Origin of the sequence: Synechococcus sp. R55.2, assembly GCF_047462075.1 — a bacterium.
Classification (GTDB): domain Bacteria; phylum Cyanobacteriota; class Cyanobacteriia; order Thermostichales; family Thermostichaceae; genus Thermostichus.
In genome coordinates this window covers 1-22,576 of sequence record NZ_JANSIH010000102.1, presented here as the reverse complement: position 1 = coordinate 22,576, position 22,576 = coordinate 1, and the positions used below count along the sequence as shown (strand labels likewise).

General features: G+C 58.3%; 17 protein-coding genes and 1 tRNA gene. 6 read left to right on the top strand and 12 right to left on the bottom strand.

Translation table 11 applies throughout. The annotated features are described in order from the left end of the window. Positions 1 to 15: 15 nt before the first annotated feature. The gene (locus NW838_RS03775) at positions 16 to 1,065 is read left to right on the top strand and encodes a potassium channel family protein (RefSeq protein ID WP_414357660.1); all 1,050 of its coding nucleotides are present in this window, start codon (positions 16 to 18) and stop codon (positions 1,063 to 1,065) included. A 29-nt stretch (positions 1,066 to 1,094) separates the two neighbouring features. Here NW838_RS03775 and NW838_RS03770 read toward each other — a convergent pair whose 3' ends face one another. From NW838_RS03770 to NW838_RS03760, 3 genes are all read right to left on the bottom strand, one after another. After that, positions 1,095 to 1,763 (bottom strand): PHP domain-containing protein, encoded by a 669-nt coding sequence (locus tag NW838_RS03770; RefSeq protein ID WP_414357661.1) that lies wholly within the window; start codon positions 1,761 to 1,763, stop codon positions 1,095 to 1,097. Positions 1,764 to 1,874: 111 nt separating this feature from the next. Beyond that, positions 1,875 to 3,035 (bottom strand): pyridoxal-phosphate-dependent aminotransferase family protein, encoded by a 1,161-nt coding sequence (locus tag NW838_RS03765; protein ID WP_414357662.1) that lies wholly within the window; start codon positions 3,033 to 3,035, stop codon positions 1,875 to 1,877. 34 nt (positions 3,036 to 3,069) lie between these two features. Further along, positions 3,070 to 3,141, bottom strand: a tRNA-Cys gene (locus NW838_RS03760). A 157-nt stretch (positions 3,142 to 3,298) separates the two neighbouring features. On the opposite strand from NW838_RS03760, the gene NW838_RS03755 reads away from it, so the two are divergent. Beyond that, positions 3,299 to 4,264 (top strand): ABC transporter permease, encoded by a 966-nt coding sequence (locus NW838_RS03755; RefSeq protein WP_414427522.1) that lies wholly within the window; start codon positions 3,299 to 3,301, stop codon positions 4,262 to 4,264. A gap of 286 nt (positions 4,265 to 4,550) precedes the next feature. On the opposite strand, the gene NW838_RS03750 is transcribed toward NW838_RS03755, so the two are convergent. The 4 genes from NW838_RS03750 to NW838_RS03735 all read right to left on the bottom strand — a co-directional run bounded on the left by NW838_RS03750 (position 4,551) and on the right by NW838_RS03735 (position 10,473). Continuing rightward, the gene (locus tag NW838_RS03750; protein WP_414357664.1) at positions 4,551 to 5,729 is read right to left on the bottom strand and encodes a CO2 hydration protein; all 1,179 of its coding nucleotides are present in this window, start codon (positions 5,727 to 5,729) and stop codon (positions 4,551 to 4,553) included. A 36-nt stretch (positions 5,730 to 5,765) separates the two neighbouring features. Continuing rightward, complete coding sequence (locus NW838_RS03745) at positions 5,766 to 7,274, bottom strand: NADH-quinone oxidoreductase subunit M (protein WP_414357665.1); 1,509 nt, start codon at positions 7,272 to 7,274, stop codon at positions 5,766 to 5,768. Between the two features lie 12 nt (positions 7,275 to 7,286). After that, positions 7,287 to 9,140, bottom strand: a complete 1,854-nt coding sequence (locus NW838_RS03740; RefSeq protein WP_414427517.1) for an NAD(P)H-quinone oxidoreductase subunit F — start codon at positions 9,138 to 9,140, stop codon at positions 7,287 to 7,289. Positions 9,141 to 9,222: 82 nt separating this feature from the next. Beyond that, a complete protein-coding gene (locus tag NW838_RS03735; protein ID WP_414350715.1) occupies positions 9,223 to 10,473 on the bottom strand; it encodes a lipid-A-disaccharide synthase-related protein in 1,251 nt (416 codons plus the stop codon). A 68-nt stretch (positions 10,474 to 10,541) separates the two neighbouring features. Here NW838_RS03735 and NW838_RS03730 point away from each other — a divergent pair, with 68 nt between their 5' ends. The 3 genes from NW838_RS03730 to NW838_RS03720 all read left to right on the top strand — a co-directional run bounded on the left by NW838_RS03730 (position 10,542) and on the right by NW838_RS03720 (position 13,776). Then, positions 10,542 to 10,877: a hypothetical protein gene (locus NW838_RS03730; RefSeq protein WP_011433411.1), complete on the top strand. Its 336-nt coding sequence runs from the start codon at positions 10,542 to 10,544 to the stop codon at positions 10,875 to 10,877. A gap of 109 nt (positions 10,878 to 10,986) precedes the next feature. Further along, positions 10,987 to 12,033, top strand: a complete 1,047-nt coding sequence (locus tag NW838_RS03725; protein ID WP_414357668.1) for a thiamine phosphate synthase — start codon at positions 10,987 to 10,989, stop codon at positions 12,031 to 12,033. 219 nt (positions 12,034 to 12,252) lie between these two features. After that, on the top strand, positions 12,253 to 13,776 hold the full coding sequence (locus NW838_RS03720) for an AAA family ATPase (RefSeq protein ID WP_414427521.1): 1,524 nt from the start codon (positions 12,253 to 12,255) through the stop codon (positions 13,774 to 13,776). Between the two features lie 103 nt (positions 13,777 to 13,879). Here NW838_RS03720 and NW838_RS03715 read toward each other — a convergent pair whose 3' ends face one another. From NW838_RS03715 to NW838_RS03700, 4 genes are all read right to left on the bottom strand, one after another. Continuing rightward, entirely contained in the window at positions 13,880 to 14,737 is an 858-nt protein-coding gene (locus NW838_RS03715) for a DnaJ domain-containing protein (protein WP_011433414.1), read from the bottom strand. Positions 14,738 to 14,939: 202 nt separating this feature from the next. Beyond that, complete coding sequence (locus NW838_RS03710; RefSeq protein WP_414356823.1) at positions 14,940 to 16,472, bottom strand: leucyl aminopeptidase; 1,533 nt, start codon at positions 16,470 to 16,472, stop codon at positions 14,940 to 14,942. A gap of 81 nt (positions 16,473 to 16,553) precedes the next feature. Then, the gene (locus NW838_RS03705) at positions 16,554 to 17,879 is read right to left on the bottom strand and encodes an FIST N-terminal domain-containing protein (protein ID WP_414356822.1); all 1,326 of its coding nucleotides are present in this window, start codon (positions 17,877 to 17,879) and stop codon (positions 16,554 to 16,556) included. A 92-nt stretch (positions 17,880 to 17,971) separates the two neighbouring features. Next, a complete protein-coding gene (locus NW838_RS03700) occupies positions 17,972 to 19,654 on the bottom strand; it encodes a LysM peptidoglycan-binding domain-containing protein (RefSeq protein WP_414427516.1) in 1,683 nt (560 codons plus the stop codon). Positions 19,655 to 19,994: 340 nt separating this feature from the next. Between NW838_RS03700 and cysS the strand changes: the two genes are divergently transcribed. Further along, positions 19,995 to 21,578, top strand: a complete 1,584-nt coding sequence (gene cysS / locus NW838_RS03695; RefSeq protein WP_414356819.1) for a cysteine--tRNA ligase — start codon at positions 19,995 to 19,997, stop codon at positions 21,576 to 21,578. Between the two features lie 192 nt (positions 21,579 to 21,770). Here the strand turns inward: cysS and NW838_RS03690 are convergent, their stop codons facing one another. After that, on the bottom strand, positions 21,771 to 22,568 hold the full coding sequence (locus tag NW838_RS03690; RefSeq protein WP_414427520.1) for an ABC transporter ATP-binding protein: 798 nt from the start codon (positions 22,566 to 22,568) through the stop codon (positions 21,771 to 21,773). Between the last annotated feature and the right edge of the window lie 8 nt (positions 22,569 to 22,576).

The following is a 22,576-nucleotide window of genomic DNA, read 5'->3' as shown; positions in this document are numbered from 1 at the left end:
ATCTGGCTGGGCTCTATGGCTTCTGCTCGTCCCCCCTTCCAGGCTGCCAAAAGGGATCCCGGAATCCGGCGAGACCTCGGCTTGGGCGTGGGGGCATTGGTGTGTGTGGTGCTGATCGGCACCCTCTGGTACCACGGGGTGGAGCAGTGGCCTTGGGTGGAAGCTTTTTACATGACCGTTATCACCCTAACCACCGTGGGCTTCATGGAGGTGGGGCCGCTGGGGGAGCGGGGGCGTTTATTTACGGTGGCCTTGATCCTGATGGGGGTCTTGGGCATCGGCTTCATGGTGAATCGCTTTACAGAGGCCCTCATCCAGGGACATTTTCAGGAAGGGATCCGGCAACGGAAATGGAAGAAACAGATGGAAGCGCTGAACAACCACTACATCATTTGCGGTTTCGGGCGCATTGGCCGGCAGGTGGCCCAAGAGTTTCGAGCAGAAGGGGTGCCATTTTTGGTGATCGATCAGTCTGCTGAGGCGATTCAGGTGGCTCAAGAGCTGGGATATGTGGCTCTCCAGGGGGATAGTACTCTAGATGCCACTTTGCTGGAAGCGCGGGTGCAACAGGCGGAGGGACTGATTGCCGCCCTATCTTCCGATGCCGAGAACCTGTACGTGGTCTTGTCGGCCCGCACCCTGAACCCCCGCATTCGCACTATTGCCCGCGCCAATACGGAAGAGGCTTTGCAAAAACTGCAGCGGGCGGGCGTTGCCCATGCCATTTCTCCCTACATCACGGGCGGAAAACGCATGGCGGCGGCTGCCTTACGCCCCCGGGTTGTGGACTTTGTGGATGGCATCCTTGTCGGTCGGGATCGCACTTTTTACCTAGAGGAGTACGAGCTGGCAGCCCAAGAATGTCCTTATGTCGGGCAAACCCTACGGAAAGCCGATTTGCGCAACCGATCCGGAGCTTTGGTGGTGGCGATTCGACGGGCGGATGGCCAGTTGATCGGTGGCCCCAGCGGAGAAACCCTGTTGCAGCCGGGGGATCTGCTGCTGTGTATGGGCACTGCAGAGCAGTTGCGCCGGCTTGGACAGTTGCTCTATCCACGCCCGTAGCAGCCCGTTCTCCACCTGGGTAGCCTGGCTCAAATCCGCCTCAGAATACTGGGGCCATGAGAGTCGGTGCCACAGGTTTTCAAAAGTCCGTAGGCCTCGGCCAACTCTTCCGCTTTCTCCGTCACTTCTGGGCTAGGGATCCAAATCTCCGGGTTTTTGTAGGCGTAGTAGACCTCAAGGCCATCTATTCCCAACTCCGCTGCGGCTGGGACAATTTCCTCTGCAGGCAGGCAATAGCGAAAGGGATGGGCCAACACCGCCAAGCCTCCTGCCGCTTGAATGGCCTGGATCGCGTCGGCGGCGGGCAAGCCGGGAACCTGCTCCCCTTGGGCAAAGGGATCCAGGACGCTATCGGTGGGATCGAAGCCGTAGCCCAGAATATGCACTTCACAGCCCAACAGGTTTGCGGTGATCTCGATCCCCGGCCACAGGATGGGGTCGTCGGGACGATCCAAGTGGGTGCGTGCTCGTTCGTAGCCCTTCAGGGTGTGGTGATCGGTGATGGCCAGTCCCTTCAGACCGTGCCGGCGTGCTTGCTCCGCCAGATCCACCGGATCCATCTGCCCATCCGAACAGCGGGTATGCAGGTGAAAGTTGTACTGCAAGGGACAAGAATGGGGGCCAACCCTCTGCAGCACCTGCCGCAACTCCACAGCGGAAGCCACCACGCAGGGATCCCGTTCCAAGCTGACAGCCATAGCCACCCTTGGGTTCTGAAGTTTTATTAAGCATGTCCCCCCATTGTAGCCAGGGGTAGGGGTCAGTGCCATGTGTCAAAGGCCGCTGAGCTGAGGGTTCAGAAGGGATCCCTAGCCGTGGGCCAGTACTTCCTCAGCAGCACGAGTTCCTGCCCCTGGAGTGAAGTCGCTGTAGCCCGCCGTGTGTAAAGCCGACTCCAGAGCAGCCAAGGTCATCAGCACATCGCGGTCGCTGATAAAGCCCAAATGGCCGATGCGGAAGATCTTGCCCTTGAGGTGATCTTGTCCGGCAGCAGTGGCCAGATCAAATTGCTTCTTCAAGATGCTGCGAAGGGTATCGGCATTGATCCCTTCGGGAGCCAGCACGGCTGTCACGGCGGGGCTAGCCGCAGATTCTGGATCAACCAAGAGCTTAAGGCCCAGAGCCTTAACACCGGCGCGGGTGGCTTGGGATAACCTGGCATGACGCCGGTAAATGGCCTCCAAACCCTCTGCCCGCATCATCTGTAACGTCGTTCGCAGGGCATAAAACAGGTTCACCGCCGGGGTAAAGGGAGTGGTGCCCTGGTGCAGAGCCTTTTGCGCCAGCTTAAAGCTCCAGTAGTACTTGGGAAAGGTCGAACGTTGTGAAGCGGCCATGGCCCGTTGGCTCACGGCTACAAATCCCAAGCCCGGTGGGATCATGTAGCCTTTCTGGGATCCCGAGGCCACCACATCCAAGCCCCATTCGTCCATCAGCACCGGCATTGCCCCCACGCTGGTGACCCCATCCACCAGGACGAGGGCTTCCCCATGCTCGCGAGCAGCAGCAGCAATGGCTTGCACATCGTTGGCTACGCCGCTGGAAGTTTCCGAGTGGGTGAGGATAACAGCTTTGATGGTTTTTTCCCGGTCGGCAGCCAGCTTTTCTTGGAAGATCTCGACGGGGTAAGGGATCCCCCAGGGAGTTTCCACCCGCTCACACCGAAGGCCAAATTGCTCGGACATTTCCGCCCAGCGCTCCCCAAACTTGCCGTTCACCCCCACCAAAACCCGATCCCCAGGGCTGAGGGTGTTGAGGATCCCGGCTTCCATAGCGCCGGTGCCACTGGCGGAAAAGACAAACACATCTGAGGTGGTTTGGTGCAGCCAGCGCAACCCATCGGTGACCTCTTCCAAAATGGCGGTGAACTCTTTGCTGCGGTGCTCGATGGGCCCCCGTGCCATCGCCAGCAGAGCACTCTCGGGAACGGGAGTGGGGCCGGGGATCATCAATATCATCTTGTCTTTCATGCTTGCCCTGCTTGGGATGCAAGTGAGGTTTGAAAGGTGGCGGCCAGATTCGAACTGGCGCATAGAGGTTTTGCAGACCTCTGCCTTACCACTTGGCTACGCCACCCCACAACTCAACCAGAAAACACTCGCCTAGAGAGAATATTCTAGCCGAAAACCGGATCCCACTTCCAAGCCTTAACGTGGTGTTCTGTGATTCTGCTTGGGCCGTGAGAATGGTTTTGGATAGAAGGTGACTGGGTTAACGCAATTCCCAATTGGCCATGCAACCGGCTGTACCTGCTTCGTTCAACCTCTGGAAGGGCCTGCTTGTTTGGAGAGACGAGATCTTCTACCTCTGGGGTCTGCTGGCTTTGGGGATCCTGCGAGGAACGGTACCAGAAGCAACGCCAAGCTGGTTTTTGCCGGCAGTTTTGCTGGCCGCCTGGATTGGGGGATCAGGCTGCTGGGGCTTGGGCCGACGCGGGCGGGGATGGGGGCCCCCCTTGCTGATTTTGCTGTTGGGACTACTGCTTACGGAGACATTGCTGGTGGGCTATCGGGTGCCGCCGGGATTAATGCCTACCCCAACGCGGGTGTTGCAGGCCGCCTGGATGGCGCGAGCTGCCCTGATGCGAGATGCAGTGCAAACTTTTGTGCGACAGGCGCTGGTGGGGTTTGGCTTGGGGGTGGGATCCGGCCTGTTGCTGGGGGCGCTCTTGGCCCGTTTTCCCAAGATCGAACAGGGGGTTTTGCCCTATTTGGCAGCCCTCTCCAGTATTCCCATTCCGGCTTTGGCCCCGGTCATGGTGGGGGCATTTGGCATCGACTGGCCCTCGAAAGCAGCAGTGGTGGCGGTGGTGGTGCTGTTTCCGGTGGTGCTCAACACGGTGCGAGGGTTGCGTTCGGTGGATCCCAGCCAATTGGATTTGATGCGCTCTTACGGGGCCGGTGCCGGGCAAGTGTTTTGGCAGGTGCGGATCCCTCAATCTTTGCCCTACATTTTTAATGCCCTCAAGCTGGCGCTCACCTTGGCGATGATTGGATCCATTGTGGGGGAATTCTTTGCCGCTCCGGGGCTTGGTCTGGGCTTCCGCATCCGGATCGAGGCGGCTCGCTTCAATTTCGACATCGTCTGGGCGGCCATCATTTATGCCACCGTTATCAGCGCCCTAGCTTATCAGTTGATTGTAATGGTCGAAAAGCGGCTGACTTTTTGGCACAGTTCCTTTCGCTCTGGGGGCCGTTAGCCCTTAGATTTCCTACATATTTAGCAAAAGGAACAGAATCAAAATATGGAAAGACCACCCTGAAGACTTTCGGCAGTTGGCTCCGACCGGGTTGTTATGCGGTGGCTTTACTCACCACATTGCTATTTGCAAGCGCTCTACTTCTTGAAAACGAGCGTCGCGTGTTACCAAAAACAGAGCATGTTACAGTGCAAGGGCTGCAATCCAGACACCATTCTCAGATAACGGACGCCCCTCGAGCCTTAACTTGTCTTTGACATCACCGTATTGCCGCGCAGTTTCAGCATCACATACCAAAAACTTCCTGCATGCTTAACAGCCGGGATCCCGCCAATCGCTGCAACCAAGGGGTGAGAAACTCTCGGTTGGCCATTTGCTGCTGGGGATCCTGAGTTTCCAGAGGGAAGGGGGCAAGAGCCCGCAGGGCGGCAGTGGTAACACAGAACATGGCCTTTTGGAAGCTAAGGCAGATTTTCACCCGCAGGTCATCATCCCCGCGAGGCTGGCGGCGGTAGTGCTCTCGCAAGTAGGGGGGCAGGTGGCGCATCATATCCTGCATCAACAGGGTAGGCGGGATCCCGGCGCTCCCCACCGGCAGTGGGTCGGCATACAGGGCCCCATAGGCAAAATCCGCCTGCTCTTGCGGAATCTGACCGGCCTGGGCGTTGTAGGAAACCGTGCCCATAAAGGGAAAGGAGCGGAAAAACACCGCTTCCACATAGGGGATAGCCGTATCTGATAGGAAAGTCAGACCCGCCGAGAGAGGGATGATCTCGTAGCGGCGGCCCCAGATGCAGGGAGTGTAGGTGATAGGCTTGTCGGCAGCTGCCACCAACCCCTGCTGGATGTGAGCCACCACGTCGGGAATGGTGAGGTGGGGTTCTGTCTCAGAGCGCTTGGCCAGCGCCAGGAAAATATCGCTCATCACCCGCCAAAACTGGCCCAAGCCGCTGTACATAGCCAGCATGCGCACCTGTTCTAGAGCAAAGTCGGGAAACAAGATCCCCAAGCCCTGCAAGAAGGGATTGAAGCGGATTTTGGCCCGGATGGCTCTCTTGGCCCGCTCGACAAATTCAGGGGTATCCAGGTAGCGGTCTAGCCCCCCTCCCCCATGCCAGAGCATAGCCTTCATGCAGTATTCGGCAAACTCGTAGTTGATGCGGTCATGCCACAGGTAGCGCAGCCATTTGCCCAGGGTAATCTCGCCGTTGAAATACTTGAACGCCGGAAAAAGCTCCAAAAATTGGTGGTCGGCAATAAAGATCAAATTGCGCGAATAGGCGTCCAGCACCTCGCCGTAGCTATGCAGGATGCCAATGACCTCTAGGCGATTGGCAGGGGCATCCGGCACAAGGGCTCCCCCTGCCTCTAGGCGCTGGACAATAGGAGCCAGTTGCAGTTGCTCCAGAGGAGATAAGCCGGCCAGAAAGAAGCAGGAAGGAGCAGGAGCAAGAGTGGCAGTCATGGGAGCAAAAGAAACTCCGTCGATCTCATCAAATCATCAAAAGGAAGACAACCCAAACTGAAAGGCAGTGACCAGTCCTGCAACACCAGCTAGGTTAGCCTTGGCCAAGGCCAAGGTGGTGGACTCCACCCAGCGGGTTGCCCAGCTAGGCTGCAGGCCCAGTAACACCACCAGCGTTGCCAAAACAACAGCAGGCAGGCGCTCTTCAGTGGCGTGGCGTTGCATGGCTATGGCCACTTGCGAGAGGCGCCCAAAAAAGACACGGTTCACCATCAGCAGAAAATAGGCCGCCGTCAATCCCGTCCCCACCATGCACAGGAGCGTTTGCAGGGGAAAGACGGCAAAGCTGCCCCGAAAGAGGGTGAACTCAGCTATAAAGCCCACCATGCCCGGTGTGCCGCCACTGGCCATCACCCCTAGCACCATCAAGCTGCCAATAAGCGGTAAGCCCCGCTCCGGGTTGAGCAATCCCCGCAGCAGCTTGAGATCCCGTGTGCCGGTGTTGGCATAGACGGCTCCCACCAGAAGAAACAGCAGCGAGGAGATGAGGCCATGGCTGACCATCTGAAAGATGGATCCCACTAGGGAGAGGGGAGTGGCTGCTGCTACAGCCAAGAGGATGTAGCCCATGTGGGCAATGGAGCTGTAGGCCACCAGCTTTTTCATATCCTGCTGCACCAAGGCGTTCAGGGATCCATAGAGCACGTTAACCACCGCCCAACCGGCCAGCCAAGGCCCGGCTTGATCCCAGGCATCCGGCAAGAGCTGCAGGCCAAAGCGCACCAGGCCGTAGGTGCCCAACTTCAAAAGCAAACCCGCCAGCAACACGGAAATGGGGGTGGAAGCCTCCACATGGGCATCCGGCAACCAGGTGTGGAAGGGCACCAAGGGGATCTTGATGGCCAGGCCCAGCAGAATGGGAATGAGCAAAAGGATCTGCGACAGCCGAGGTAAAGGGTGGGCCTGCAGGACGGTGTAGGTAAAGCTGTGGGCATCGCTCAGCCAACTGAGGCCGAAAAAGCCAATCAAGAGGAGGATCCCCGACAGAGCGGTGTAAACCAAAAACTTGGTGGCGGCATAGGTGCGGCGCGGCCCTCCCCAGATGGCGATGAGCAAATACAGGGGGATCAGCTCCACTTCATAGAACAGGAAAAACAGCAGCAAATTCTGAGCCAAAAAAGCTCCGGCCACCGCTGCCGCCAGCATAAGCACCAAGCTGTAGTAGAGGCGGGGCCGCTCCACCTGGCCGCTGGCCCAAATAGCCATCAACACCAGTAGCCCGGTCATCACCACCAAAGGCAGAGAGATCCCATCCACTCCCACCTCATAAACCAAGCCCAACTGGGGGATCCAGGCCATCCTTTCCGCCAATTGCAGGGATCCAAGGTGGGGGTCAAAGATCAGCAACAGCCCCGCGCTCAGGCCAAACAAAACCCACCCAAACCCCAAGGCCAAAGCCCGGTGCAAGCCCTTCCCCGCCTGCTCGGGAATCAACCCAATCCAGATGCTCCCCAACAACGGGATCCCAATCAAAAGGCTCAACATGGCTCTCTCCCATCAATAGGCCAACCCCAAATGGGGCGAACGCAGTAGCCAAGCTGTAACCAACACCATCCCGATGACAATCACCAGCACATAGAGTTGCATCCGCCCCGACAGGGTGTACTTGAGGGCTTCGCCGCTGAAGAAAAAGGCCAGGCTCACCCCGTTCACCAAGCCGTCCACTCCGTTGCGATCCAGCCACTCCAATCCTCGGGAGAGGGCGCTGACCGGTTGCACCACCAGGGCTTGGTAGAGGTGCCCCGTGTAAAAGTCGTGGGCCAGCAGATCCTGCAACTCCGGCCAGGGCAGATATACCCTCCGTTGGTCCCCCCAGTACAGCCAGCCGCCAATGGCTGCCCCCACCAGCCCAGCAGCCGTCAGCAGAGCCGCCATCCACCTCAGCTGCGGGTTCCAGTCGGGATAGAGCCCCCAGCGCCCCAACAGCCAGGGCATGAGCAAGGTTTGCACCGTCAGGATGCCCATGGGCAGAGCCATCAGCCAGCCCACCTCAGGGGCCCGGCGGGTTTTGGGTTGAGGGGATCCCAAAAAGACCAGGCCAAACACCCGCGCCAGGTTGAGAGCCGTCAGCCCATTCACCAGCAGCAGCACCCCCACCAGGGCCGGCTGCACCCCGCTGTAGACCAGCGCCAGGCGGGTCAGCGTCCAAAAGCACCCTAGGGGCAGCAGAGCCACCATCCCCAGGGATCCCACGGCAAAAGCGGCAACTGTGGCGGGCATACGGCTGCGCAACCCTCCCAATTCCGTCAGGTTTTGGGTAGCGGTGGTGTAGATGAGGGATCCCGCTCCCATAAACAGCAACGCCTTAGCCAGGCCGTGCATCAGCAGCAACTCCAGGGCCAGCTCCGGCTGCTGCATTCCCACTGCCACAAACACCAACCCCAAGTAGGCACTCGTGGAGTAGGAGAAGGTGCGTTTGATATCGATTTGCGCCAAGGCCACCAGGGATCCGCCCAGGGCTGTGATCGTGCCGATGGCCACCAAGACCCCATTCGTAATCGGCGACAGGGCCAGTAGCGGTTGCAGCTTAATCAGCACAAAAGCCCCGCAGGCCACCACCGCCGAATTGCGCAGGATCGAGGCCGGGTTAGGCCCTTCCATCGCCTCGTCCAGCCACAGGTGCAGCGGAAATTGAGCGCATTTGCCCAAGGGCCCCGCCATCAAGGCCAAGCCCATCCAAGCTGCCCAGGTGGGATCCAAGCTGGCCGTAGCCGCCCAGTCCCGCAGGTCGGAAAACGTCAAGGCCCCGGAAAAGTTGGAAACCGCCACCACCCCCATCAGCAGCAGCAGATCCCCTACCCGCTTGGTTAAAAACGCATCCCGCGCCGCCGTCACCACCAGAGGCTGGGCGTACCAAAAGCCCACCAGCAAATAGGTGGAAAGGGTGAGCATCTCCAGCAGGGCATAGCTGAAAAACAGCGAGTCGCTGAGGGCGATCCCTGTCATTCCCCCCTCGAAAAAGCCCATTAGAGCGGCAAAGCGACCCAGGCCCCAGTCCTTATCCAAATACCCCAGCGCATAGATCTGGGCCAGCAGGCTCAAACCGCTGATCCAGACGACGGCCCCCATTGTCAGAGGCGAGATCTCCAAAGACAGGGTCAAATCCAGATCGGCCACCCGAAACCAGAGGTAGTTCAAGATCTGGGGATCCCGACCCCAAACCTGCCGCAACAGCCAAAGGCCATGGGCAAAGGCGGCAAAAGTCAGAAGGATGTTGAGGTAAGCTGCCGGGCGCGGGCCACTGCCCTTGACCCACCCCGTTGCCCAGGGAATGGCCAAAGCTGTTCCCGCCCACCCATAGCAAGGGATCCACCAACTGCTCTCCAACCCCAAAAGAAGGTTCAAGGCCATCAAATACTTAAAAACGGAAAACTAAACTTAACAGCAATAAGTCGGGCCTGTTAACGACCTGCTCCCCATTTCACAATATATTTCACAATGTGTCTGGCTCGAACGGTTCCAAAACCGGGCCGGATGGCTTGAGCCAATCTCGAAGTTGAGCGGCAATGCGCCGGGCGGCCCCTGGGGATCCCATGCGGCGGCGTCCATGGGCCCGCAACTCAGCCGCGTAGTTGGGATCGGCGGCCAGGCGTTCCAGAATCCGGCCAACCACGGCGGGAGCCTGCTCCACTGAGGTCAGGTGGACGGCGGATCCCAAAAGACGAGTCTGTGCTTCGGCAAAGCGCGGGGTAAACTGGGGCCCTTCTCCCGGCAGGGTTACCACCGGTTTTCCCAAGCCTACACATTGCTCGGTAGCCGTTCCCGCCATGGCCAGCACCACCGTTGCTCGTTGGGCACAGGCCCCGAAGTCCCCCCAAACCAGAAGCACATCGCTGCGCTGAGATGGGATCCAAGCCTGAAGCGGGTCTCGCTCCAGGTTGGGGCTGAGGGCAGCATAGACTTGCAGCTCCGTTGGGAGCCGCTCCACCACCTGCATCATCAGAGCCCAGTTGCGATAGGCTTCCGGCGGACGGGATCCGGGCAAGAGCAGCAAGGCCGGTCGGTGGGGATCCAAAGGCAATGTCCCGCGTGGCTCTAGGCCATCCATCATCGGGTTGCCCAGGTAAAAGGCCCTTAGGCCCCGTTTTTGCAAAGCTGTAGCCGTCAGCTCATCCCGCAAAAAAGAACCCAGGCAGCGTCGGTGGGCCATCAGCCAGCGCTCCCAGGGCAGGTAATCGGAAATCGGCTGCCCAAAAGGGATCCAGGGGCGTCGGTAGGGCCCCCGTTCATCTCGCCAGTAATAGTCCGACTTGGCCGTGCCCACAAAGACGTAGGGGATCCCGCTCCACCATGCCATCAGCAAGGGCACAATATCCCCCACGGCCAGCACCAGGTTCCTCTGGGCTGCTGCCCGCCGAACCAACGCCAATTGCCGCCCCGTCAGCCCCAGCAAACCGGCCCGCAAATCCCGCCACAACTGCCGCCAATCCTGATAAATAAACCCCCCCGACGGCATCACCTGGGCAATGGGCAGCAGGGGGATCCCTTGGCGTTGGTAGGCTGTCCCTTCTCCCACAATCGGCAAGGCTTGCACCGGGATCCCCAGTTGGACTAGGGCAACAGCAAGGCGACTGCCCACCTCATCTTCCCCGTGTCCATTGCTCAGACACAGCACCTGCGGTGGATTCGTTGGATTCCATTGGGTTTCCACAGCTTGCCGTAGGCGCAATCTGGGCTGAATCAAGAGGGATCCCCCAGCTCACCAGAAATCTCCTCATAGAATAGAGCCAATCCAAGAGGGGAACCCGGGAGATGATCCGAAATGAGCGACAACGAGCCGAGCTTATTGCAGCGGTAGAAGCCCTTCAGCTGGAAGGCCCCTACTTTATAGAAGAGCGCCTCGCCCGCCATCGCGGCCCTTTCTTGCGGGCAGTGAAAGATGTGCCTGTAGGGGGAACTTGGTGGGAGATCCGCTACTTTCCCGCCTGCGAGCGCTATGCTTGGGCCTACTTGCCGGAAGGGGCCGGCCCACGGGCCTTCGCCTGGGGACACACGCCGCAGCAAGCCTTTCTTAACGCCTTATGGCATCACCCTCTTTCTCCTCAGGGCCAAGGACAGCCTCAGGGAAACCATTCCGATTTACAGTGAATTGACTACTCTCCACCCCACTGACTTGCTTCCGGCTAAGGGTAGGACGGGGCTTTAGGCGCATTTTTTTGGTAAAAATTAAGCAACTCTCTTCCCACGTATAGGGAACATGAAACCCCAGGCCGTCGCCCGTATTCTGGATGCCAACCTCGATCGAGCTCGTGAAGGACTACGGGTCTTGGAAGAATGGTTTCGTTTCGGCCTGGAAGAGGGAGAGCTCTCTGCCGAATGCAAGGCCATGCGCCAAGCCCTAGCCCGCTGGCACAGCGATCCCCTGCGTTTGGCCCGCGATACCCCCGCCGATCCAGGCACCCAGATCTCCCACCCCCAAGAGGAGCAACGGCGGGATCTCCGCCACCTCTTGCAAGCCAATTGCAGCCGTGTGCAAGAAGCCCTGCGGGTGTTGGAAGAATACGGCAAGTTGGCCGAATCCCACCACTGGGTGGCCCCTGGCCTGGCCAAGCTGGCCAAAGACATGCGCTATCGGCTCTACGTCTTGGAAAGTGAACTGCTGGGCGGATCCCTGCGGCAGCGTCTCCTGGCAGCCCATCTTTATTTGGTGACCAGCCCTGTGCCCCACTGGCTAGAGGTGGTGGAAAAATCCCTGCGGGGCGGGGTGACCCTGGTGCAATATCGCCGCAAAAACCTCCCCGACGGCGAGATGCTGCGGGATCTCAAGCAGTTGCGGCAACTGTGCAACCGCTACCAGGCGCTGATGATCGTCAACGACCGCGTGGATTTGGCTCTGCTCAGCCAGGCAGATGGGGTACACCTGGGCCAGACGGATCTGCCGGTGGCTGAAGCCCGACAACTGCTGGGATCCCAGCGGCTCATTGGCCTGTCCACCACCAACGCCGAAGAGCTGGCCCAAGCCCTGAACAGCGACGTGGACTACATCGGCGTCGGCCCCGTTTACCCCACCCCCACCAAAGCGGAGAAACCCCCTGCCGGCCTGGAGTACGTGCGCCTGGCTGCCGAGAAAGCCCACCTGCCCTGGTTTGCCATCGGCGGCATCGATCCCCACAACCTGCCCGAGGTGCGTCGAGCTGGGGCCACCCGTGTAGCTGTGGTGCGGGCTTTGATGGAAGCTGCCGATCCCACCCAGACAGCCCGCACCATGCTGGCCGAACTGCAAGGGATCCCTGCCCTATCCTAAAGATCAACCGTGAAGCTCAACCGTGAGCATTTTGCTGCTTATTGGCTGTTCCAATCCAAATGGTTTCTGAACAAGTGAGAGGAAGATGAAGTAAGGATGTTCTAAACTCCAGAGGCGATGACAGAAGCCGCAAGAAAAACAAATCCAGACAGCAGGGATCCTGCCCTGGTCGAGATCCCGGCGGAGCTGCAAGCAGGGCTGGTGACAGAGCTGGATTTGATGATCCGGGCCCGCTACCCCCTGGTTTACTTGGTCTCTCCAGAAGAAGAGCCTGCCGATGCCGTGCTAACCCAAGTAGCCAGACGGACAGACCCACCGCGGCAATTGTTGTTCTGGGACTTGGTGCGGGGCTGGCAAGATACAGGCGAGGATCGGGGCTCCATCATGGCAGCTCTGGGGCGGGTGTGGCGCTCTGCCCCCAACGAGGACACCCTGTTTGTGCTGCGGGATCTGCACTTTGTGTTGCGCAACGCCAGCAGCGACAAAAACGCTCCCATCATCCGGGAGCTGAAAAACCTCAGCCGCGAGCTCAAGCGCACCCGCAAGATGCTGATCCTGCTCAGCCACACCCTGGAAGTGCCCAGCGACCTGACGGAGGAGATCACCGTCGTCGATATTCCCCTGCCCAACAGCGAAGAGATCAGCCGCCTCATCCAGCTCTACGTGGCCCCAGATAAACTCAAGCTTACCCCTCTAGCCCGCGAGCAACTGGTCAAAGCTTGTCAAGGGCTGAGCCGAGAACGTATTCGCCGCGTTTTGGCCCGCGCTTTGGCCGCCAAGCAGGAGGTCAACGAAGCCGATATCGACCTGGTGCTGGAGGAAAAAAAGCAGGCCATCCGCCAAACCGGCATCCTGGAGTTTTTCACCGCCCGCGAGACCCTCAAAAGCGTGGGGGGCCTAGATAATCTCAAGGCCTGGGTGCGAGTGCGGCAAGAAGCCTTTACCGAAGAGGCGCGGCGCTATGGCCTGCCCAACCCCAAAGGCGTGCTGCTGGTCGGGATCCAGGGCACCGGCAAATCCCTCTCCGCCAAGACCATCGCCAATGAGTGGCGGCTGCCCCTGCTGAGATTGGATGCCGGGCGGCTGTTTGCCGGCATCGTCGGCGAGTCGGAAAGCCGGGTGCGGCAGATGATCCAACTGGCAGAGGCGATGGCCCCCTGCGTGCTTTGGATCGACGAGATCGACAAAGCCTTTGGCAACATCACCAGCAGTGCCGATGGAGATTCTGGTACCAGCCGCCGGGTGTTTGGCAGCCTGATTACCTGGATGCAGGAGAAAACCAGCCCTGTTTTCATTGTGGCCACCGCCAACAACGTGCCGCTGCTGCCGCCAGAGCTGTTGCGCAAGGGCCGCTTTGACGAGATTTTCTTCTTGAACCTGCCCACCCACGCTGAGCGCAAAGAGATCTTCCGGGTGCATTTGCAGCGGTTGCGCCCCAGCCGCCTGCGGGAGTTCGACCTGGAAGCCTTGGCAGCCACAGCTCAGGACTTCAGCGGGGCCGAGATCGAGCAAGCCATCGTAGATGCCATGTACAACGCCTTTGGGGGCAGTGGCAGCGGCGCCCGGCGGGACTTTACCCAAGAGGATATCCTGCAGGCCATCCGCGAAACCGTGCCCTTGGCCTCGATTGCCCGCGACCAAATCGAGAGTCTTAAGTGCTGGGCTGCTCAAGCGGGCGCGAGAACGGCCTCTCAAGATGCCCAGGTGCTGCAGGAGATGAAGCAGTGTTTTGCCTCTTCTTGAGATTCAGAATGGGTGAAATCCACCTCCCAGCCCAAATAAGGCGGCTAGTATGCCAATACCCACAGCAACTCCAGCCGCTATCTTCAAGTTTTCTTCTAGGCTTTTAGCATCTGCCTTTTCCTTCATTGCAGTTAGCAAAAATAGCTGATCCTCCCCACTCAGCCCACTTATAAAATGGGGATATAGATTCGATAGGGACAGCTTTAAAATGATCGATCCTACTTCTACAGTGAAGCTCAAGCTGGGAAAGCTTCGAGTTCCTATCTTTCTCTATCTGGGCTATTACTGATTTTGCCTCTTCCTGTAGCTTCTTAGCGCTCTCAACTTGCGACTTGCTATATCCTTTATCAAAAATGGCCATAAAAAGACTAATAACTGAGATTAGAAAGAGCACAAGCCCGATTGAGCTACTTAAGGCACCAATGAACAAGCTCAGGACTAAAAGCGAGAGGGCACCCAGTATAGTGTCACTTTTGGTGGCAAAGGTATGATCAATTTTAGCTTCCTCTTGTTTTATTCCGATAGAGATCAAGTTTCTCCTTAACTCAGACTTAACTTGCTCTACTCTTTGGTTATAGTTGGCCTCGATGTTTTTCTTACGACGTTCTATCTCTTCTGCAGCTTCCTTTATCTTGTCGAAGTCAAAGGGCCAAGGTTTGCCATCTTGTGTGCTGTAACCGCGTTCTGCTTTTAAGTCTTGGTCATACCCGCTCCCTTTTGTGGGCGAAGTCTGGGAAAGCCTTTGGGAGTCATAGGCTTTTCGCTTCACAGGATCACTCAGGACCGAGTATGCTTCCTGAATAGACTTAAACTTTTCCTCAATGTACTGCCGCCCCTTAACAGGTGTATCTGGGTGAAGTTTATCGGGATGGTATTCTTTGGCAAGCCGCCTGTAGCTCTCTTTAATTTCTTCTAGAGTTGCATTGGGCTGTAATTCCAGCTCGCGGTAAAGGTCTTTCATGGGAGGATCCGGCGCAGGGGGCCTTGTGCCAGCTACTTTGATGCGGGGATCCTATTCCCTGAGGGGAAGCCTTGCAAAGTGCTACTCAATACCTAGACTCTTTTTTAAGCCTATTTTAGGGATCGGACAGCTCCAGCCAAGCAGCCCTTGGCTCCTCCCTCAGTAGATGCTTTTTCAAGGCCCAACGTCCAGAAAGGCGGGGTTATGAGCAAGCTGCTGCGGCTTGCCGCGCCAAGACCCACTCCACCAGGGTGCGCACCCCATAACCGGTGGCCCCTTTGTTGTTGTAGCCTGCATCCTTCTCTGTCCAAACGGGGCCTGCTATATCCAGGTGGGCCCAAGGGGTTTTCTCCACAAACTGCTTCAGGAACAGGGCAGCGGTGATGGATCCCCCTGAGCGGGGACCAGTGTTTTTCATGTCGGCCACAATGGAGCTGAGACCCTCGAAGTAGCCTTCCTCCAGCGGCAGGCGCCAGATTTTTTCGCCGGAAAGATTGGCAGCCTGCTGTAGCTCCTGGGCCAGCGTCTCATCTGGGGTGAACAAGCCGGCAATTTCTTCCCCCAGGGCAATCACACAGGCACCGGTCAGGGTAGCCAGATCGAGGATGGCATCAACGCCCAGCTTTTCCGCAAACACCAGGGCATCTGCCAAGGTGAGGCGGCCTTCTGCATCGGTGTTGTTGACCTCAATGGTCTTCTGGTTAGAAGCGGTGAGGATATCCCCTGGGTGGATGGCATGGCCGCTGATCATGTTTTCCGTGGCAGCGACGATGAAGTGCAGCTCCACTTGCGGCTTGAGGGCGGCTAGGGCCCGTGCAGCTCCCAAAACTGCCGCTGCTCCCCCCATGTCGGTTTTCATCATGGCGATGCTGCGGGAGTCGGTTTTGATGTTCAGCCCACCGGAATCAAAGGTCAGCCCCTTGCCCACCAGGGCCAATTTGGTGACGGGATCCCCTTGTGGCGGCTTGTAGGTGAGGTGAATGAACTGGGGCGGCAGGTCAGAGGCTTTGGCCACACCCAAAAAAGCCCCCATCCCCAGAGCCTCGCATTCTTCCTGTCCCAAAATCTCCACCTCTAGACCATATTCCTGGGCCAGTTGGCGGGCGGTATCGGCCAGGGCAAGAGGAGTAACAATGTTGGCGGGGGCAGCCACCAATTCCCGAGCCAAGATGGTTCCTGCCGCCATCTCAATGGCCCGCTGCAGCGCGACTTCGTAATCGGGGCGAGCCTGGGCCAACCCCGGCACCAAGAGAGTTACTTCCTGCACAGAAAAGCTGTTTTCCTCTTCCCCTTTGGCTGAAGATTTAAACCGATTGTCCCGGTGCGCCACCAGTAGGCAGGCTTCGGCCACCGCCTGAACCCCACGCACCCGATCCAACCCCGTCTCCGGCAAAGACAGCATCACCTGCTTGGCTTTTAAGCTGTGAGCCTGGCGCAGGCCGTTGGCTGTGGCCCGTCGTAGGGCTTCTAGCGTTAGGGCCGCGGGATCCCCTAGCCCCACCAACACCAGTTTGCGGATCTCTCCTGTCAGGCGCAGGGCAACACTGCTATTCGGCTTCCCCTGAAACCCCTGCTCCTGAACGGTTTCCGCCACCAGCCCTGACCACGCCTTTTCATCCCAAGAGGCGATCTCAGGGGGCAGAGGAAAGCGGCCATTCCCGCCGGAAGCGGCAAAGCAATAGACCAGGGCACATTCCCCTTGAGTGAGTGGCGGCTCGCTAAGATGAAGCTGCATGAGAAACCCTTGACCAAGCTGTTGACATGGGATCCCCAGTCTATCCAATTTCGCCGGCTCTTAGGGCAAGGGATCCCCCCTCTAGTGGGCGGGCCGGAAGATCCCGAAGCAGGAAGTGTAGCCGTGTAAAAAGGTGGATCCCCCAACGGGGCCGATCTCACCATTGCAAAAGAACCCCCCCAAGGGCAGCTCTCCAAGCAATTCCCGAAACCGTTGCGAGTCAAAATCGGGAGTGCCGTACAGGCCCTTGCCTCGCCCCAAACAGGAGAACATCAACGCCCCACAAGGCTCCGGCCTCGGTTGAGAGGGGCTTTGCCTCAAGTTGCGCTCGGCACAATAGCGGCTGAGGGCCCAACGCAGATCTTCTGCCGAAGTCTGGGCATCCCGCAGATGAAATTGCACCGTCTGGCCAGGGCGCACCTGATCCCCGATGGCCAGCGCCCCCACGCGCGGATCAACGCCCAAGATTACGCGAATGAGGAAATCTCCCGGCGTCGGCTCCGACTTGAACTCATCCATCAGCAGGCCGATGAAGAGAGAGTGGCGGGCCAATCGCTGATCCACGGGACTGAGCCGCTCTGCCAAGTCCTGCAAAACCGTTAGAGGAGGGCGACCCTCCAAGCCAAGAATCACATTCCCCTCTGCTTCCGTCACCCGCAAGGGATCCCCAATGGGGCGACACCCCTGGGCCACCACTGCATCCAGCACCACATTGCCGTAGAGCGCTAGCCCCACTGTGCCCTCTCGATACAGCTCCCGCCGAGGTGTGAGGGTACGCGCATCCAGCAAAAACAGAGCATTGCCCCGAGGGCCGCGGCCCCCACTGGCCAATCCCCCCACTTTGACGGATCCCGGATAGGCGAAATCCAACCCCTGCAGCAACTCTGAGATGCCAGAGGAAAATCCATCGGCCAAGAGCAGAAAATGAGGCTTGCTCTGCGGCGAAACCCCAACACAATCGACCCAGGCAGAAGGAGCCGCATCCAAGTCTGGCAATTGGTTCCCCCGCAGATGAAAAGGATGCAGCACCACCTCCGGCATGACCGCCAAAGACAAGGAGAGAGCCGGGCCATCCTCAATTTCATGCCCGCCACCCACAATGCCACCCCCGGAGCAGCCGATCAAAACGTCCACCTCCAGCAGCCCCGACAGCAATGGCAACACCCGGATGTATTCGCTGGCAAAGGCCGCCGACACAAACAAAACCCCCAGGTTGGGCCGCAGAGGCTGAGAGGGAACATACCCTGTCAGCAGCCCCGGCAAGCTGCCGGATCCCACCGTCTGCACCTGCCGACTCAAGGCACTTTTCAGCTGGGCCGCCTGAAGCTTGGCCTTGGCTTCCTCCACCACCTGCCGCAGAGCCGCTTCTAGGGAAGGGAGCTGGGAGAGCGCGTTCACCCACTGCATCGGCGTGTTCCTACGGTCTGGAGTTTGCTGTTTTTAGGCTAGCAATTTATGGCCAGGCTGGCTGTTCTGTGTAGTCTCGCTTTGGGACAGGATCAGGGCAGATAGGGCCGGGGATCCACAGGCGCGCCCCCGCCGGGGCGGACTTCAAAGTGCAGATGCGGCCCTGTGCTCCAGCCAGTGCTGCCGCGGCTCATGATTGTCTGCCCCTGCTGCACGTACTGGCCTGTGGAAACGTAAATCTGATGGCCGTGGGCATAGCGAGTAACAATTCCGTTGGGATGGCGAATGTCCACTCGATTGCCGTAGCCATCCCCAGCATTCCCCGCGAAGATCACCACTCCCTCCTGAACGGCTACAATGGGGGATCCCACGGGGCCAGGAATATCTACCCCTGCATGAAGGCGACCGCGACGGTAGCCAAAGCCAGAGGTAATTTGCCCGGAGACCGGCCAGACAAACCCACTGCTGCGAACCTGGGGAGGGGCTGGAGGGGGCGCTGGCGGAGCCTGTCGGGCGGGAGCTGGGGTGGGCTGCGTACCCGGCGCCGGAATCGTAAGGCGTTGGCCAATGCGCAGCCAGTGGGGATTGCGCAAGTTGTTGGCTTGAATAATGGATCGCTGAGTTACCCCATAGCGGGCGGCGATCCGTTCGATGGTGTCACCGGCTCCAACTGTGTGGGTCAGGGATCCACCGGCCAAGAGGGCCTGCCGTTCTTGTTCCATTTGCTGGGCCCGGCGTTGCTGCTCCGCCTGTAATCGAGCTTGGGCTTCGGCTTGGCGTTGGGCTTCCTCCTCTTGCTGGCGGCGCTCTTCCTCTTCGCGAGCTTTCTGGGCAGCGATCATCTCCTTCTGACGCTGGATCAACTCGCCCACATCGCCGGGGATGAGCAGGCGTTGGCCAATGCGCAGATATTCCGGGCGATCCAGAGGAGTCGCTTCGATAATCCGCTGCTGGGGAACTCGGTAGCGGTTGGCAATGTCCTCCAGCGTGTCTCCCTGCTTGACGGTGTAGATCAATCCCGGTTGGCTGGGGATGAGGAGAACTTGCCCCGGCTTCAGCTCAGTACTGGCCTGAATACCATTGGAGACGGTGATGGCAGCCGCGTCGAGCTGATACATCTGGGTCAGTTGCCAGAGGGTTTCCCCCGGCTGAATTTCATGCTCCAGAATGCCTCTGGGCCCTTCTCCTGTCGGGATTCGCCCTTCTGCGAAGGCTTGGCGCAGCTGCTCCTTTTTCCGCTCGTAGTTTTGCTGCAGAGCGCCAGATAGCGTATGCACAGAGGGTGGGATCGGCTCTACCGCCGGAGACAGGGGGCGATTCAACTGTCGCTGCTGTAGGGTAGCGACTCCGGCCAAGCCCAGCATCAGCAAAAGACCAGTGGCCCAAGCCGGATATCCCCGACGCGCAGGAGCAGAATCCCCCGGCTCTGGATGGGCTGTCTCAGGCTCGGTTGGGCACCTGGGGGTGGCCGGCAGCTGCTCTTCCCCAGCTTCTGCGCAGGGATCCGCCTCCAGCTTCAGAAGCCATACCAGGCCCGTTAAGCTGAGAGAGAGGGCCAAACCAACCCATCTTGGCTTCGACCGCCCAGAGAGAGGGGCTGGAGCCCACTCCAGAAGATAGGCTTCCTCGGCAGATGAATCCGCAGAAGTCCAGGACTGTTCTGAAGGGATCCCTGCCGAGCCCTTTGGGGGTGGGGGGGAAAGGGTGCTCACGGCAGCACCGCGGAAATCCAGCTCCCCGTTTTGGGGATTGGGGAAAGTGGGTTTTAAAGGCATCCTCACACCAACAGGCTGACACTAGAGTGCAAGAGAAGAAGATGTCAAAATGAGGGGCATAAGCCCCTCGGCACCGAGCACCCCAGGGGTGACTCAAGCCGGGGTGGAGCTCGCTAATGAACAGGCTAGCTCGCACTCAGGTTAGAGTACCGTAGTTAACAAATCTAGACAAGTCTTGGCAGGTAATTTCAGCCACAATGCTTGCCTCACAATGGTTCCAGCCCTTGGCTCGTTGAGATTTTGTCGAGCCTCATCCGATTCAAGACAAAGTGCGCCATCGTCTTTTTTTGGAAGACAAAGCCTGTTTTGCTGTAGCTGAAACTACAAACTAGGGATACCCATGGATTTGGTTGTCTATAACACATTGACTCGCCGCAAGGAAGTGTTTCAGCCGCTGGCAGCAGGTGGATCTCAATCCGTTTCCGTCGGCAATTCCCAGGGATCCGCAGCTCCGGTTGCGGGGGAGAAGCCCCTGGTGCGGATGTATGTCTGTGGTGTAACGGTTTACGACCTCTGCCACCTCGGCCATGCGCGTACCTACGTGGTTTGGGACATGGTGCGTCGCTACTTGGAGTGGCGCGGCTACCGAGTGAAGTATGTGCAGAATTTTACCGATGTGGACGACAAGATCCTCAAGCGGGCGTTGGAACGTGGCGAATCCATGCAAGCGGTGGCGGAGCGCTTCATCGCCGAATATTTCCAGGACATGGATCGCCTGAACATCAAGCGGGCCGATCTCTACCCGAGGGCAACGCAATCGCTGCAAGCCATGTTCCAGTTGATCCAATCTTTGGAGCTCAAAGGCTTTGCCTACCGGGTACGGGATCCGATTCGACACCAGACCGACCAGTCTTCCCTCCGGCAAGCGGGACACCAGCCAGAGACCCCCGCCTCTGTTCAGTACTCTGTTTACTACTCTGTCCGCAAGTTCCCGGATTACGGCCAGCTATCCGGTCGAAAACTGGAGGAGATGGAGGCGGGAGCCAGTGGCCGGGTAGGAGAAGAAGGAGCTGAGAAACAGGATCCCTTCGACTTTGCCCTTTGGAAAGCGGCCCCCCCTTCTGAGCCGGGGTTTGCCTCCCCTTGGGGTTGGGGACGACCGGGCTGGCACATCGAATGTTCCGCCATGGTGCGGGAGACCCTGGGAGATCACATCGACATTCACGCCGGCGGGGCAGATTTGATTTTCCCCCACCACGAAAATGAGCTGGCCCAATCGGAGCCAATCACCGGCAAGCCGATGGCCAAGTACTGGATGCACAACGGTTTTCTCAACATCAACGGCGAGAAAATGTCCAAATCTTTGGGCAACTTCACCACCCTGCGACAGGCCCTCGCCGTCTATCACCCCATGGCCTTGCGGCTGTTTCTGTTGCAGACCCACTACCGTAGCCCCATAGATCTCACCGAGGCAGCCATGCAGGCGGCTAGCCGTGGCTGGGAAACCCTCCAGAAAGGGATCCACTGTGCCCAGCACTTCTGCAAAGAAGAAAAGGGATCCCCTGATGCTGAGGCCATGCAAGCCTTTCAAGCTGCTATGGACGATGATTTTGGCACCCCTGAAGCGCTGGCTATCGCCTTTGAATTGGCCAAAGAACTCACCCGCGAACACAACCTGCTCACCCATCAAGGCCAAACCCACCTAGAGCCTCAGGCCCTGAGGCAAAAAAGCGCCGCTCTGCTGGAGATTTTGGCTACTCTGGGATTCTGTTGGCCCTCATTCTCTGAATTCGAGGGATCCAAAGAAGCAGCTACAAATGGGGAACTTAACTTTAAAAAAATCGAGGAGCTGATCGCGCAGCGCTCGGCAGCCCGTAAGGCGAAAAACTTTTCAGAGGCAGATCGCATTCGGGATCAGTTGAAAGCCCTGGGCATCACCCTCATCGATCAAAAAGATGGCACCACCCGTTGGCTGCGAGAATAGGGGTTGCGGAGCACTTCTCAGACCTATAGTCACTTCAAGTCAAGAGTGAAACTGTCCCGTTGCCTTGCTTCCCAGCTTTTCTCTTCCTTGGGCCGGGGGTGGTTGCGGAAGCGGCGCAGAGCAGTCGGGAAGTGTCTCAACCTAACTTGTAACCATAAAAGTGAGCCCGTTGGTTGGGCTGTCACTTTCAGGCTATGACTTGTAAGATCTTTCCAAGAAATCCAAGGCGTGATTCCTCAGTTCGTGATAGGTTTTCATCTCGCGCAAATCATGACGACTGGGGCGTGGACGCGGCAGGTTGACATTTAAAATCTCGGCAATCCGGGCCTTGGGGCCATTGCTCATCAAAACAATTCTGTCTGACATATAGACGGCCTCATCGACATCGTGGGTAATCATGATAACAGCCTGGCGGTGTGTTTCCCAAATACCCAAAACCTCTTCCTGAAGTCGGCGTCGAGTGAGGGCATCCAAAGCTCCAAATGGCTCATCCATGAGCAATAACTTTGGCCGAATTGCTAAAGCCCGAGCAATTCCTACCCGCTGTTTCATCCCCCCAGAAATTTGATCGGGATATTTGTCGGCAGCCGCCTCCAGATGAACCAAGCGGATGTGCTCTTCGGTGATCTGCCGCCGCTCTTGACGGGATTTGGTTTTGAGCACCTCATCCACCGCAAGCTGAATGTTGTCCCGCACCGTTAGCCACGGCAACAATGAATATTGTTGAAATACCATCATCCGCTCGGCTCCCGGCTTGCGAATCGGCTTGCCCTCTAGGGTCAGGGATCCCTCCGTTGGTTGCTCTAGCCCTGCCACCAGTTTGAGCAAGGTGGATTTACCGCAGCCGGAATGTCCAACAATCGAGACATATTCAGTTTCACCTACGGTGAGATCAATGCCATCGAGCACCACCAAATCCTGCCCACGCGGATTCCGATAAGTTTTCACCACCCCTCGGATATCTAAGAAATTATGTGATTTGGTTTGGATACTTAAGC